Source organism: Pantoea sp. X-Soil-ISGK-355 (genome assembly GCF_059730805.1).
This window is the reverse complement of record NZ_AP035971.1, coordinates 1,128,718-1,142,629: the sequence shown is the minus strand read 5'-3', so window position 1 is coordinate 1,142,629 and position 13,912 is coordinate 1,128,718. Positions and strand designations below refer to the sequence as shown.

The 13,912-nt window shown below is 54.8% G+C and carries 17 protein-coding genes; 12 read left to right on the top strand and 5 right to left on the bottom strand.

Features of this window, described 5'->3' with window-relative positions:
* Positions 1-6: 6 nt before the first annotated feature.
* The 12 genes from lptE (at position 7) to lipA (ending at position 10,901) form a co-directional block, all read left to right on the top strand.
* Positions 7-606, top strand: a complete 600-nt coding sequence (gene lptE, locus AC6I8J_RS05125; RefSeq protein WP_161732083.1) for an LPS assembly lipoprotein LptE — start codon at positions 7-9, stop codon at positions 604-606.
* Entirely contained in the window at positions 603-1,634 is a 1,032-nt protein-coding gene (gene holA, locus AC6I8J_RS05120) for a DNA polymerase III subunit delta (protein WP_161732081.1), read from the top strand. Before lptE ends, holA begins: the two co-directional genes overlap by 4 nt.
* Complete coding sequence (nadD, locus tag AC6I8J_RS05115) at positions 1,627-2,271, top strand: nicotinate-nucleotide adenylyltransferase (protein WP_161732079.1); 645 nt, start codon at positions 1,627-1,629, stop codon at positions 2,269-2,271. Before holA ends, nadD begins: the two co-directional genes overlap by 8 nt.
* Positions 2,272-2,363: 92 nt before the next feature.
* Positions 2,364-2,681, top strand: a complete 318-nt coding sequence (gene rsfS / locus AC6I8J_RS05110) for a ribosome silencing factor (RefSeq protein WP_111139027.1) — start codon at positions 2,364-2,366, stop codon at positions 2,679-2,681.
* A 3-nt stretch (positions 2,682-2,684) separates the two neighbouring features.
* A complete protein-coding gene (gene rlmH / locus AC6I8J_RS05105) occupies positions 2,685-3,155 on the top strand; it encodes a 23S rRNA (pseudouridine(1915)-N(3))-methyltransferase RlmH (protein ID WP_013357098.1) in 471 nt (156 codons plus the stop codon).
* Positions 3,156-3,189: 34 nt separating this feature from the next.
* Positions 3,190-5,094, top strand: coding sequence for a peptidoglycan DD-transpeptidase MrdA (gene mrdA, locus AC6I8J_RS05100; RefSeq protein ID WP_161732077.1), 1,905 nt, complete (start codon positions 3,190-3,192; stop codon positions 5,092-5,094).
* Between the two features lie 8 nt (positions 5,095-5,102).
* Entirely contained in the window at positions 5,103-6,215 is a 1,113-nt protein-coding gene (mrdB, locus tag AC6I8J_RS05095; protein WP_033743010.1) for a peptidoglycan glycosyltransferase MrdB, read from the top strand.
* A gap of 10 nt (positions 6,216-6,225) precedes the next feature.
* Positions 6,226-7,320, top strand: coding sequence for an endolytic peptidoglycan transglycosylase RlpA (gene rlpA, locus AC6I8J_RS05090; protein WP_253421294.1), 1,095 nt, complete (start codon positions 6,226-6,228; stop codon positions 7,318-7,320).
* A 131-nt stretch (positions 7,321-7,451) separates the two neighbouring features.
* On the top strand, positions 7,452-8,663 hold the full coding sequence (dacA, locus tag AC6I8J_RS05085) for a D-alanyl-D-alanine carboxypeptidase DacA (RefSeq protein WP_033732040.1): 1,212 nt from the start codon (positions 7,452-7,454) through the stop codon (positions 8,661-8,663).
* Positions 8,664-8,763: 100 nt separating this feature from the next.
* Positions 8,764-9,027 (top strand): DUF493 family protein YbeD, encoded by a 264-nt coding sequence (ybeD, locus tag AC6I8J_RS05080; RefSeq protein WP_013357093.1) that lies wholly within the window; start codon positions 8,764-8,766, stop codon positions 9,025-9,027.
* 79 nt (positions 9,028-9,106) lie between these two features.
* On the top strand, positions 9,107-9,766 hold the full coding sequence (lipB, locus tag AC6I8J_RS05075; protein ID WP_161732073.1) for a lipoyl(octanoyl) transferase LipB: 660 nt from the start codon (positions 9,107-9,109) through the stop codon (positions 9,764-9,766).
* Between the two features lie 169 nt (positions 9,767-9,935).
* Complete coding sequence (lipA, locus tag AC6I8J_RS05070) at positions 9,936-10,901, top strand: lipoyl synthase (RefSeq protein ID WP_161732071.1); 966 nt, start codon at positions 9,936-9,938, stop codon at positions 10,899-10,901.
* A gap of 110 nt (positions 10,902-11,011) precedes the next feature.
* On the opposite strand, the gene tatE is transcribed toward lipA, so the two are convergent.
* The 5 genes from tatE to cspE all read right to left on the bottom strand — a co-directional run bounded on the left by tatE (position 11,012) and on the right by cspE (position 13,475).
* A complete protein-coding gene (gene tatE, locus AC6I8J_RS05065; protein ID WP_003854033.1) occupies positions 11,012-11,215 on the bottom strand; it encodes a twin-arginine translocase subunit TatE in 204 nt (67 codons plus the stop codon).
* Between the two features lie 132 nt (positions 11,216-11,347).
* Positions 11,348-12,136: a deaminated glutathione amidase gene (locus tag AC6I8J_RS05060; protein ID WP_161732163.1), complete on the bottom strand. Its 789-nt coding sequence runs from the start codon at positions 12,134-12,136 to the stop codon at positions 11,348-11,350.
* Between the two features lie 46 nt (positions 12,137-12,182).
* Positions 12,183-12,341 (bottom strand): hypothetical protein, encoded by a 159-nt coding sequence (locus AC6I8J_RS05055; RefSeq protein WP_161732069.1) that lies wholly within the window; start codon positions 12,339-12,341, stop codon positions 12,183-12,185.
* A gap of 265 nt (positions 12,342-12,606) precedes the next feature.
* Positions 12,607-13,038: a GNAT family N-acetyltransferase gene (locus AC6I8J_RS05050; protein ID WP_161732067.1), complete on the bottom strand. Its 432-nt coding sequence runs from the start codon at positions 13,036-13,038 to the stop codon at positions 12,607-12,609.
* Positions 13,039-13,265: 227 nt separating this feature from the next.
* The gene (gene cspE / locus AC6I8J_RS05045; protein ID WP_006118399.1) at positions 13,266-13,475 is read right to left on the bottom strand and encodes a transcription antiterminator/RNA stability regulator CspE; all 210 of its coding nucleotides are present in this window, start codon (positions 13,473-13,475) and stop codon (positions 13,266-13,268) included.
* Positions 13,476-13,912: the final 437 nt, after the last annotated feature.

Sequence of the window (13,912 nt, the reverse complement as noted above, 5' to 3'; positions counted from 1 at the left end):
GGAACTGTGCGACATCCGATTATCAGGCTGTTTGTCATGCTGGCGGTGGTTATCACCGCTGGCTGCGGTTTTCATCCGCGCGGCACCACACAGGTGCCCAGCGAACTGAAAACCCTGATTGTTTCAACCGGCGATCCTTATGGACCGCTGGCGCGTACTGTGCGCCAGCAACTGCGTATCAACGATGTCACTATTGTTGAAGACACTAAACAGAAGCGCACCGATATTCCGACGCTGCGTCTGGGTCCTGAAGTGTCGGGACGTAACACCGCATCGGTCTTTATCAGCGGCACCTCTGCTGAGTATCAGCTGGTCATGACGCTGACGGCGCAGGTCCTGTTGCCGGGCAAAGGAATCTACCCAATCAGCACCACGGTTTATCGTTCATTCTTCGATAACCCGAATGCTGCGCTGGCAAAAGATGCCGAGCAGGATCTGATTACGCAGGAGATGCGTCAGCGTGCTGCCGAACAGCTGGTACGTAAGCTGCTGACCGTGCATGCTGCACAGATCAACAATAAAGAGACCTTACCGGCGTCAGTGATTCCGGTTCCGGGTCAGGGTTCACAGGAAGCACCCTCTTCCTCTGCTACCAGCCTGCAATGATCAGGATTTATCCTGAGCAACTCAGCGCGCAGCTCCGTGAGGGGCTGCGCGCCTGTTATCTGTTAGCCGGAAACGAACCGCTGCTGTTGCAGGAGAGTGCGGATGCCATCCGTGCCGCCGCAACCGCGCAGCAATTTGAAGAACATTTTAGTTTTACGCTGGACGCCCAGACCGACTGGGAGAGCCTGTTTGTCAGTTGCCAGTCACTGAGTCTGTTTGCCCAGCGTCAGACGATGACGCTGCAATTCCCCGAGAATGGCCCCAATGCCGCAATGGCCGAGCAGTTGGTTAAGCTGTCGCAGCTGCTGCACGCCGATATTCTGCTGATCTGCCGGATGCCAAAGCTGACCCGCGCGCAGGAAAACAGTGCATGGTTTAAAGCCCTGTCCGCCTCCGCAGTTTTCGTGCCCTGCCAGACGCCCGAACAGGCACAACTGCCACGCTGGGTCGCGAATCGGGCTCAGGCGCTGAAACTCTCGGTCGATGACGCGGCCGTGCAGCTGTTGTGTTACTGCTATGAAGGCAATCTGCTGGCGCTGGCCCAGGCGCTGGAGCGTCTCTCGCTGCAGTGGCCTGACGGCAAGCTGACCCTGCCCCGGGTTGAAGAGGCGGTCAGCGATGCGGCTCACTTCACACCGTTCCACTGGGTCGATGCTCTGCTGGCGGGTAAGAGCCGTCGCGCGCTGCACATCCTGCATCAGCTGGAGAAAGAAGAGAGCGAAGTCGTGATTCTGCTGCGTACGCTACAGCGCGATCTGCTGACGCTGCTGCATCTGCATCGCCATCAGGCGCAGCAGCCGTTGCGTACGCTGATGGATCAACAGCGTATCTGGCAGAACCGCCGCGCGCTGTTCACTGACGCACTGCAACGCCTGGACGCCACGCGTCTTCAACGCGCGATTCATCTGCTCAGTCAGATTGAGATCACCCTGAAGCAGGATTATGGGCAGCCGGTATGGCCGCAGTTACAGACCCTGACGCTGCTGCTCAGCAGTCGTGCTTTTCCGACGAGTTTTGCCCATGTCTGAGTTACACGCGCTGTTTGGTGGCACCTTCGATCCGATTCATTTTGGCCATCTGCGCCCGGTCGAAGCACTGGCTCAACAGACCAGCTTACAGCGTGTGACGCTGCTGCCCAACAATGTGCCACCGCATCGTCCACAACCGGAAGCCAGCGCGACCCAGCGGGTTGCTATGCTGCGCTGTGCTATCCGTGACTTACCGCTGTTTGAGATTGATACCCGGGAGCTGGAACGCGACACGCCCTCCTGGACCGTAACCACCCTGGAAGCCTGGCGCGCCGAACGCGGTGCAGCGCAGCCGCTGGCTTTTATCATCGGTCAGGATTCCCTGCTGAGCTTATCGAAATGGCATCGCTGGCAGGATCTGTTGTCACTCTGCCATCTGCTGGTATGCCAGCGTCCCGGCTATGCGACCCGGTTCGACTCGCCGGAGATGCAGCACTGGCTTAATCAGCATCTCGCTCAGGATATCCGGCAGCTGCATCAGCAGCCCGCAGGCCATATCTGGCTGGCGGAAACCCCACTCTATGACATTTCGGCGACCGAAATTCGCCGCCGTCGCCATCAGAACCAGCCCTGCGACGACCTGTTGCCTGCGGCGGTGATCGACTATATCGACCGCGAAGGCTTATATCGCGACTGATCCGGGCATGCTATACTGCGCCGCTTAAATTTTTGGCTGCACTCTCCGGGCTTACAGCCGGCCCGATACCACCAGATTCCAAGGGGAACCTTTTGCAAGGTAAAGCACTCCAAGAGTTCGTTATTGATAAGATTGATGATCTCAAAGGCCAGGACATTGTCACCATCGACGTTCAGGGCAAATCCAGCATCACCGATTTCATGATCATCTGCACCGGCACCTCCACGCGTCATGTGACGTCGATCGCAGAACACGTTGAGCAGGAGTCCCGTTTAGCAGGCCTGATGCCATTAGGCATTGAAGGTAAAAGCGCGGCAGACTGGGTTGTGGTTGATCTGGGTGATGTCATCGTGCATGTGATGCAGGAAGAGAGTCGCCAGCTGTATGAGCTGGAAAAACTCTGGAGCTAATCGGTGAAACTGCAACTTGTTGCCGTCGGCACAAAAATGCCCGACTGGGTGCAGACCGGTTTCATGGAGTATTTGCGCCGCTTCCCGAAAGATATGCCGTTTGAGCTGACCGAAGTGACCGCAGGTAAACGCGGCAAAAATGCTGATATCAAACGCATCCTTGAAAAAGAGGGTGAAGCGATGTTAGCGGCGGTCGGCAAAGGCAATCGCATCGTCACGCTGGATATTCCGGGTCAACCGTGGGAAACCCCACAGCTGGCGCAGCAGCTTGAACGCTGGAAGCTGGATGGTCGCGATGTCAGCCTGCTGATCGGCGGGCCTGAAGGCCTGGCCCCCGCCTGTAAAGCGGCGGCAGAGCAGAGCTGGTCACTGTCAGCATTGACGTTGCCTCATCCGCTGGTGCGCGTGCTGGTGGCCGAAAGTCTGTATCGGGCCTGGAGTATAACGACTAATCATCCTTATCATCGTGAATGACCGATCAGCCCACATCAGACATGACAAGTAGCGGATGAAATTACAAAGCAACGCCTTTCGCGATTACAGCGCCGAACAGAAACTCTTTGTCCGTCGGGCGTTCATCGCCTTCGTCGGTATCTTACTGCTCTCTTCAATCCTGGTGGTTAACCTTTACCACCTGCAGATTCTTCGCTTCGATGATTACAGCACCCGTTCCAATCAGAACCGCATTAAACTGGTGCCTGTCGCACCCAGCCGCGGCATTATTTACGATCGCACCGGCACGCCGCTCGCACTGAACCGCACCATCTATCAGGCAGAACTGGTGCCGGAGAAAGTCGATAACCTGCAGCAGACGCTGGAAAACTTACGCCCGGTGCTTGAGCTGACGGACGAAGACCTGGAAAACTTCCAGAAAGAGCGAAAACGCTCGCGTCGCTTTACCTCCATTCCGGTTAAAACCGGTCTGAATGAAGTTCAGGTGGCACGCTTTGCGGTCAATCAGTACCGCTTTCCCGGCGTGGAAGTTAAAGGTTATCAGCGCCGCTACTACCCCTACGGTGCCACGCTGACGCATGTGGTCGGTTACGTCTCAAAAATTAACGATCGTGACGTTGCACGCCTCGACAAAGAAGGCATATGGCCTAACTACGCCGCGACGCACGATATCGGCAAGCTGGGCATCGAAGCGTATTACGAGAGTCTGCTGCACGGCAAAACGGGCTTTGAAGAGGTTGAGGTCAACAACCGTGGCCGTGTCATTCGCCAGTTGCATGAGGAGTCACCTCAGGCAGGCCGTGATATCTATCTGACTATCGATCTCAAACTGCAGCAGTATGTCGAGACCCTGCTGGCGGGCAGTCGCGCCGCTGTTGTCGTCAGCGATCCGCGCACCGGCGAAATTCTCGCCATGGTCTCCACACCCAGTTACGATGCAAACTTATTTGTCGACGGTATTTCCAGCAAGGATTATCGCGGCCTGCTGGAAGATGAAAATCGCCCTCTCTATAACCGTGCAATTCAGGCGGCTTATCCACCGGCCTCGACGGTTAAACCCTATGTAGCAGTTTCTGCGCTGAGTGCTGGCGTGATTAACCGTAATACCAGCCTGTTTGATCCTGGCTGGTGGCAGCTTCCCGGTTCAGAGAAGCGCTTCCGCGACTGGAAAAAGTGGGGTCATGGTCGTCTTAACGTCACCAAAGCGCTGGAGGAGTCTGCCGATACCTTCTTCTATCAGGTCGCCTACGACATGGGTATTGACCGCCTGTCAGAATGGATGAATAAATTTGGTTACGGCAGCCGTACCGGCATTGACTTACCGCAGGAGAGCGCCGGTAACATGCCGACCCGCGAGTGGAAGCAGAAGCGCTTTAAAAAGCCGTGGTATCAGGGTGACACCATTCCGGTGGGAATCGGCCAGGGTTACTGGACGGCGACCCCGCTGCAGATGAACAAAGCGATGATGATTCTGATCAACGATGGCGTCGTCAAGGTGCCACACATGCTGCGCGCCACCCGCGAAGGCCGAACTCTGGTGCCCTATCGCCAGCCGCCTGGGGCCCCGATTGGTGATATCCATTCCGGCTACTGGGAAATCGCCAAAGATGGCATGTACGGCGTGGCGAATCGCCCCAACGGCACCGCGCACAAAAGCTTTGCTGATGCCCCTTATAAAATCGCCGCCAAATCCGGTACGGCACAGGTTTTTGGCCTGAAAGAGAACGAAACCTATAACGCCCATAGAATTGCTGAACGATTGCGCGACCATAAATTAATGACCGCGTTTGCCCCTTATGACAAACCTCGGGTGGCTGTGACCATCATTCTGGAGAACGGTGGCGCCGGTCCGGCTGTCGGCACCGTGATGCGCCAGATTCTGGATCACATTATGTTGGGTGATAACAATACAGTTCTGCCGGACGCCGCCCCTGTGCCGCCCGGTTATGAAGGTGAATAAACATGTCGATGCAAGATAGTCCGCAGAAACGATCGATCTGGATGCGCATCCACATCGATCCGATGTTTATGCTGATCATTCTCGCGCTGCTGACTTACAGCGCCGTGGTGATCTGGAGTGCCAGCGGACAGGATCCCGGCATGATGGAGCGTAAACTCGGTCAGATCGCGATGGGTCTGGTCATCATGATTGTGCTGGCGCAGGTGCCGCCGCGCGTTTATGAAGGCTGGGCACCCTATCTCTATATTGTCTGCGTCATTCTGCTGGTGGCGGTGGATGCTTTTGGTCAGATCAGTAAAGGCGCACAGCGCTGGCTCGATCTTGGCTTTGTTCGCTTTCAGCCTTCTGAGATTGCCAAAATCGCGGTGCCACTGATGGTGGCGCGCTTTATTAATCGCGATGTCTGTCCGCCGACGCTGAAAAATACCGGTATTGCACTGATTCTGATCTTCCTGCCTACCCTGCTGGTGGCCGCACAGCCCGATCTCGGCACCTCGATTCTGATTGCCGCCTCAGGCCTGTTTGTGCTGTTCCTCTCAGGGATGAGCTGGAAACTGATTAGCGTGGCGGTACTGTTGGTCGCCGCGTTTATCCCGATTCTGTGGTTCTTCCTGATGCACGACTATCAGCGTGACCGCGTCATGATGCTGCTCGACCCGGAAACGGATCCGCTGGGCGCGGGTTATCACATTATCCAGTCGAAAATCGCCATCGGGTCGGGCGGACTGCGCGGCAAGGGCTGGCTGCAGGGCACCCAGTCTCAGCTGGAGTTTTTGCCGGAACGTCATACTGACTTTATCTTCGCGGTTCTGGCCGAAGAGTTAGGGCTGGTCGGCGTACTGCTGCTGCTGGCCCTCTATCTTCTGCTGATCATGCGGGGACTGGTGGTAGCAGCCCGCGCGCAGACCACCTTTGGCCGCGTCATGGCGGGCGGTTTAATGCTGATTTTATTCGTTTATGTTTTCGTTAACATTGGCATGGTTAGTGGTATCTTACCGGTAGTTGGCGTGCCGCTGCCGCTGGTCAGTTATGGCGGCTCCGCGCTTATCGTGCTTATGGCGGGATTCGGCATTGTGATGTCGATCCACACTCACCGAAAAATGTTATCTAAAAGTGTCTAAGAGGCTGCAGATGCGTAAGGAATGGCTTGGCGTTGCACTGGCATCACTGGTTCTGGCGGCCTGTACCACGCCCGAACCCCAAAATACGGCACCGCCGCAACCGGCTTACAATGGGCCGGTAGTAGAGATTCCAGGCGTTGAGCCTCGTTATGAGCCGATCAATCCGGGCACCAGCCAGGATTACAGCGTTAACGGCAAAAACTATCGCATCATCAAAGATCCGTCGAACTACAGCGAAGTCGGCCTGGCCACCTGGTACGGCGAAGAGGCGCAGGGCAACCGCACCGCTACCGGCGAAGCCTACGATCCCGATGCGCTGACGGCCGCCCACCCTACTCTGCCGCTCCCGAGCTATGTGCGCGTAACCAATATCGCGAACGGTCGTCAGATTGTGGTGCGCGTTAACGATCGCGGCCCTTACACGCCAGGACGCATTATCGACCTGTCGCGGGCAGCCGGTGACCGACTGAACATTTCCAATAATTCACGGGTGCGGGTCGACTATATCAAGGTGGCTCCCGACGGTACGCTCTCTGGCCCAGGCACCATCGGAACTGTGGTAGCCAAACAGAGCTACTCACTGCCTGCCCGTCCGGACCTGAGTGGGGGCGCGGTGATGAATGGCGGCAGCGCCGCAAACGCTGAACCCCCTGCCCAAAACGTAGAAGCCATCAGTAACAGCACGCTGCAGGGCGGTGACAACATGGGCGCGCCGGTACAGAGCAGCGGCTTTCTTGGCGCACCTCAGCCATTAGCGAACGGCGTGCTGGAAGGTAATGAACCATCCACCACGGTGCCCGTCACTGCACCGGTCGCCAGCAGTGCTACTCCGGTCGCCGCCAGCGCCGCGCCGGCAGCCAGCAGTGGTGCCGCAGCCGGCTATGTCGTGCAGGTTGGTGCACTGAATGACCCGGCGCGTGCTCAGCAGATGATGAAAAGCCTGAGCCAGCGTTATGGTGTGCCCGGCAAGGTCGAAGACGCGGGCAACAACGTTTATCGCGTTCAGCTCGGCGGTTACAGCTCCCGTGCCGAAGCGGCTGCGCTGCAACAGCGCCTGAGCAGTGAAGGCCAGACAGCCTCATTTATTACTAATACGCGTCGCTGATCGGTTTCTCGGACAGCGACACGTTACGTCTGCTAACAACCCAATCATCACGCCCGGTGCCAGACTCACTGGCATTGGGTATGATGAGTGACATTTTTAACCTCAAACTCACGGATGTTGTAGTCCTACACATGAACACGCTGAAATCATCTCGTTTGCTGAAACGCCTGACAGTGGGATCACTGATCGCTTTCTCTCTCAGCCATGCTGCTATTGCTGATGACGTCAATCTCAAGACCATGATTCCGGGCGTGCCGGACATTGATGCCGAAGCGTATGTCCTTATCGACTACAACTCGGGTAAAGTGCTGGCAGAGAAAAACGCCGATGCACGCCGCGATCCTGCCAGTCTGACCAAGATGATGACCAGCTATGTCATTGGTCAGGCCGTGAAAGCGGGCAAAATTCATCAGGACGATATGGTCACTGTGGGTCCGGATGCCTGGGCGACCGGCAACCCGGTGTTCAAAGGTTCCTCCCTGATGTTCCTGAAGCCAGGCGACCGCGTACCGGTCTCTCAGCTGACTCGTGGAATTGTACTGCAGTCGGGTAATGACGCCTGTGTTGCGATGGCTGACTATGTCGCCGGCAGCCAGGATGCGTTCGTTAATCTGATGAACAACTACGTCAAAGCAATTGGCCTGCAGAATACCCATTTCGGGACAGTGCATGGCCTGGACGCTGAAGGTCAGTACAGCTCCGCGCGCGACATGGCGTTGATCGGTCAGGCGCTGATCCGCGACGTGCCGGAAGAGTACGCTGTCTATAAAGAGAAAGAGTTCACCTTCAACAACATCCGTCAGATGAACCGTAACGGTCTGCTGTGGGATACCAACCTGAATGTGGACGGTATTAAAACCGGCCACACTAACTCTGCCGGTTACAACCTGGTGGCGTCCGCGACTGAAGGCCAGATGCGCCTGATTTCTGCCGTCATGGGCGGTCATACCTTTAAAGGCCGTGAAACCGAGAGCAAAAAACTGCTCACCTGGGGCTTCCGTTTCTTTGAAACCGTTGCGCCACTGAAAGCGGGTAAAGAGTTCGCCTCTGAGCCGGTCTGGTTCGGTGATAATGACCGTGTGCAGCTGGGCGTGGAAAAAGATGCTTACCTGACCATTCCACGTGGCCGTATGAAAGATCTGAAAGCCAGCTATGTGCTGACCAACACGGAACTGCATGCCCCACTGAAGAAAAACCAGGTTGTCGGCAGCATCAACTTCCAGCTGGATGGCAAGACTATCGAACAGCGTCCACTGGTGGTGCTGAACGAAATCTCAGAGGGTGGTTTCTTTGGCCGTATCGTGGATTACATCAAACTGATGTTCCATCACTGGTTTGGTTAAGCGTAAAGGGTGATTGAAAAATCACCCTTTCGTCCCCATTACCAGATATTATGATGCTCCCGCTCAGGCGGGAGCCTGTTTTTTATGCACCGGAGTTAATATGAAAACCAAACTGAATGAGCTGCTCGAATTTCCTACCCCGTTTACCTACAAAGTAATGGGTCTGGCGCAACCGGAGCTGGTTGATCAAGTGGTTGAAGTGGTGCAACGTCATGCGCCCGGCGATTACAGCCCTGAAGTTAAGCCGAGCAGCAAAGGCAACTATCACTCCGTAAACATCACTATCAACGCCACTCACATCGAGCAGGTCGAACGCCTGTACGAAGAGCTGGGCCAGATCGAAATTGTGCGGATGGTACTGTAATTTACGGGTCGGCAAGGCGCCTCTGCCTGACGGTTTGCCGACGTTATCCTCAGCGTTTTTCCTTTAGCGGGCTATCGCTTTGTCAGTTGAAACCCTCTTTGTCCGTCAGTCCGGTCTGCGTGACTGGCAACCTGTCTCCGACGCCATGCACCAGTATACTGACCAGCGCGACGACCAGAGTCGTGATGAAATCTGGCTGGTCGAACATCCTCCGGTCTTTACTCAGGGTCAGGCGGGAAAAGCAGAACATCTTCTGATGCCAGGCGATATTCCTGTGGTGCAGAGCGATCGTGGCGGTCAGGTCACCTATCACGGGCCGGGACAACAGGTCATGTATGTCCTGATTGATGTAAAACGCCGTAAGCTCGGCGTGCGCCAGCTGGTGACTATTCTGGAAGAGACGGTGATCGCCACTCTGGCAGAGTTCGGCGTCAGCGCCCGCGCCCGCGCAGATGCACCCGGCGTCTATGTCGGTGAAGAGAAGATCTGCTCGCTGGGATTACGCATTCGCAAAGGCTGCTCGTTTCACGGCCTGGCGCTGAATGTTGCCATGGATTTATCTCCTTTTCTGCGCATCAACCCCTGTGGTTATGCCGGGATGAGCATGACCCAGTTGAAACATTTTCAGCCCGACGTGACCACAGAGCAGGTGCGTTCCCCACTGGTCAGTGCGTTTGCGCGGCTGGCAGGTTATGAAAATGTTGAATGGATCGCAGGCGAACTCCCTGTTAAGCCTTAACGCAGAATGCGAATTTACAAATATGTAACGTATCCGCGCTGACTATGGCTGCTTCGCAGGCGATGTGATGATATAATTTTTGCACTTTTTTCAAATAAAGTTGAAAGCCCCCTTCCCGGTTTGAGTGGGAACGCTTTCAAATCGCAATCCGACCGGAACCTGCTGATTTATGAGTAAACCAATTCAGATGGAACGCGGCGTCAAATATCGTGACGCAGACAAAATGGCGCTGATCCCGGTAAAAACCGTGGCTGTTGAACGGCAGGAGATGTTGCGTAAGCCGGAATGGATGAAAATCAAGCTGCCAGCCGACTCCAGTCGTATTCAGGGCATCAAAGCCGCGATGCGCAAAAACGGCCTGCACTCGGTCTGTGAAGAGGCGTCCTGCCCTAACCTGGCCGAATGCTTTAACCACGGCACCGCCACCTTTATGATTCTTGGCGCAATCTGCACCCGTCGTTGTCCGTTCTGCGATGTGGCTCATGGCCGTCCTAATGCGCCTGATGCCAACGAACCCGCAAAACTGGCACAGACGATTGCCGATATGGGCCTGCGCTACGTGGTGATCACCTCGGTGGACCGCGATGATTTGCGTGATGGCGGCGCTCAGCACTTTGCCGACTGCATCAGCGCGATTCGTGAAAAAAATCCTACCATTAAAATTGAAACGCTGGTGCCGGACTTCCGTGGCCGTATGGATCGTGCGCTGGAGATTCTCACCGCGACGCCACCAGATGTGTTTAACCACAACCTGGAAAACGTACCGCGCGTCTACCGTCAGGTGCGTCCAGGCGCGAACTACGAGTGGTCACTGAAGCTGCTGGAGCGTTTTAAAGAAGCTCATCCTGATGTTCCGACCAAATCGGGTCTGATGGTGGGCCTGGGTGAAACCAATGCCGAAATCGTTGAGGTAATGCGCGATCTGCGTCGCCACGGCGTCACCATGCTGACGCTGGGACAGTATCTGCAGCCGAGCCGCCATCACCTGCCGGTTCAGCGCTACGTCAGCCCGGCCGAATTCGATGAGATGAAAGCAGAAGCGATGGCGATGGGCTTTACCCATGCCGCGTGCGGTCCGTTTGTCCGCTCCTCCTATCATGCGGATATGCAGGCTAAAGGCGAAGAAGTGAAATAAGTAGCCTTTGCGGTCAGAAGAGTGAAAACAAAAAACCAGACTGGAAACAGCCTGGTTTTTTTAGGTGTGCCTGAAATAAAAAGTAACAGTTATTTGCAGCAAATAACCGATTAATCTTTATGAACGACGCGTTCTGCTGGCACGTCTTCTGCCGTCGTTCGGGTTGCGCTGGTATCTTCATCTTTCATGGCTTTTTTGAAGCCTTTGATTGCAGAGCCCAGATCGCCGCCCAGTGAGCGCAACTTGTTGGTACCAAAAAGCAGTACGATAAGCGCACCGATAATCAGCAGCTTGGCAATACTGATACCTTCCATATTTAACCTTTCGACTTTATTGAATCACGGTGACTGTTATTTACGCGCAGTTTGCCTGTGACGACAACTGGAATCTGTAACAGAGTAAGATCTTTGCTGTAGCGAATATGTGGTGTTTCCCGGTTCAGGCAATCACTTCAGCTCAGGCCGTTCAAAACGCCGGTTTTCAAGAACCGGTAATACCCGGCGGGCATAGGCAATACGCTCAGGATCAAGATCGGCAAACAGCAGTGCCGGAGACTCAGCCGCATTTGCCACCGCCACGCCCAGTGGATCGACGACCAGACTATTACCAATATTGCGTGGACCACACTCACCTACCGCCACCATATAACAGGTGTTCTCCAGCGCACGGGCACGGGTCAACAGCTCCCAGTGCATCTCTTTAAGCGGACCTTTTACCCATGCAGCAGGGAGCACCAGCACTTGCGCACCATCCAGCGCCAGCCGACGCGCCAGTTCCGGGAAGCGCACGTCATAGCAGGTCATCAATCCGACTGTCATTCCCGCGACGTCAATCAGCGGCGGAATGATGTGGCCCGGATTGACCCGCTGTGACTCCTGCATCGCAAAGGCATCGTACAGATGCAGCTTTTCATAGGCGGCGATGATTTTACCCTTACGAATAGCCACCAGCACGTTGAGCGCTTTATGCTGCCCGGTGGGAACATGAACGCTCATTATGGTAGTCAGCGCATTGTGTTCACTGGCGGCCAGCAACTGGCTGAGGAAAGGGCCATCCAGTGGCTGCGCCGCCTTCACCACTAAATCGGGATCGGCATTATCGCGCGCCAGCACCGCTTCCGGCAGCACCAGCAAATCGGCGCCGCCTTCTGCCGCCCGCTGCATTAAGTCCAGACAGGTATCAGCGTTCTCCTGCCATTCACGGCTCACTGCAAATTGCCCTAACGCCACTTTCATCATTGTTCTTCTCCTGCAGCGCCGGCAATATTACTCCCGGCGTCAGTTATCGGTGGATCAGCCCCTGCTGATAGTGCCCGTATTCGGCGTGAGCCATCATCTTCTCATTGGCGCTAAAACCATTGTGCTGCCAGCAAAGCAGACATTCCTGCGTCATGCACCGCAAATCCTTAGCCAGCCACGGCAACGTATCGTCCTTATTCATGTATGCTCGCCCCCCCAGCTTAATAGTGCTGGCGGCCTGTGTATGGCTTTACCTTCGACAGCGTGCCACCGGTTTGCAGAGGCCTGCTGTCCGCCAGAGAGCGAACCCTCACGGCAACCGTTTCTGCTGTCCGGTTGCCACCGTGAAAGCAGAAAGTGCTGACAGGCACAGGATGCAGCGATCAGTCATCATTTCTGTCGCCAGCCTCAGGAAGGCACTGCGGAAAAATATCGCCGACGTGCGGGTCGTCACTCTGGTCGGGAAGTTAACCCACTTGCAGATCTTTGATGAGATAACAGGGTGACTCAGTATAGCCTTCGCGAGCGTAGAACTGATTCGCCTTAAGACGTGACTGATGGCAATGAACTTCCATACGGTCGCAGCCATGACGCGCAGCCAGCGTTTCAGCGTGCTGAAGCAGCTGCTGGCCGACGCCTTTACTGCGCTCACCTTCTGCAATGCAGAAATAGCTGATGCGGGCGAAATCGCCGGCCAGGGCAAGCTGAGGGATAAAATGGAGGGAAAGGAAACCCAGCACCTGGCTGCCATGTTCAGCCACCAGCAATACTTCACTGGGATCGCTGCATAACTGTGCCAGGCGCTGTTCAATAAAGCTTTCGGTACCGCCGTAGCCTAACTCGCTTAACAGGGCACTCAACGCAAAACTGTCTTTTAACTCCGCCTGACGTATCTTCATCCTGCCTCCTCACTCACCAGATTCTGTCGCTCAGTTATATAGCGTCACACGCTAAAAAGCTGTATGCCGGGTTGTTATGAATATGTTACGAGGATTTATTGTGAGCCGCCGCGCAGTTTGTGCGGCCTCAGGGACGATGCAGAGGGTACGATGAAGAGGATGAAGTGCAGATGACAGGCATAAAAAAACCCGCCATAAGGCGGGTTTTTAGAATTCTGACTGTTAACTTACAGACTGATAACGTTAGCAGCAGATGGGCCTTTAGCACCGTCGGTGATTTCAAACTCTACGCGCTGACCTTCAGCCAGAGTTTTGAAGCCGTTGCTCTGGATTGCAGAGAAATGTACGAATACATCTTTGCTGCCATCTTCAGGAGTAATGAAACCGAATCCTTTAGATTCATTAAACCACTTAACGTTACCTTTGATCTTAGACATCTATATTACCTTTACATGAAAAATGGACACTAAACTGTGTCGCTGTCTAGTACAGCAATTGTGGAGGGATTTGTCCAGCATGATTTGATGAAAAAGTGATAAATATCGACTTTCTGTGCATCCATCACACTTTCCTGCTTTTCAACTTGTGAAACCCGCCTGAACGGGTAACGCGGATGGGGCTGTTCCCACACGCTAACCCGCTGGAAAGGCATATCTTTTTCATTTCATACAGATATGCCATTCACGTTAAAAAGAAAAATCTCATTAAGAGTTGCACCTGCTTTTCCTGACACTTTAGCTGGCAAAACAGCACTATTTTCCACTTTTATCAGGCATGTAAAAAACCTGAAACACGCATGTTTTTTCAGGCGTTACCGGGCACCGCTGTAATTCTGACCTTTTAATGATCACAACAGCGCATTTTTTCCGCACCC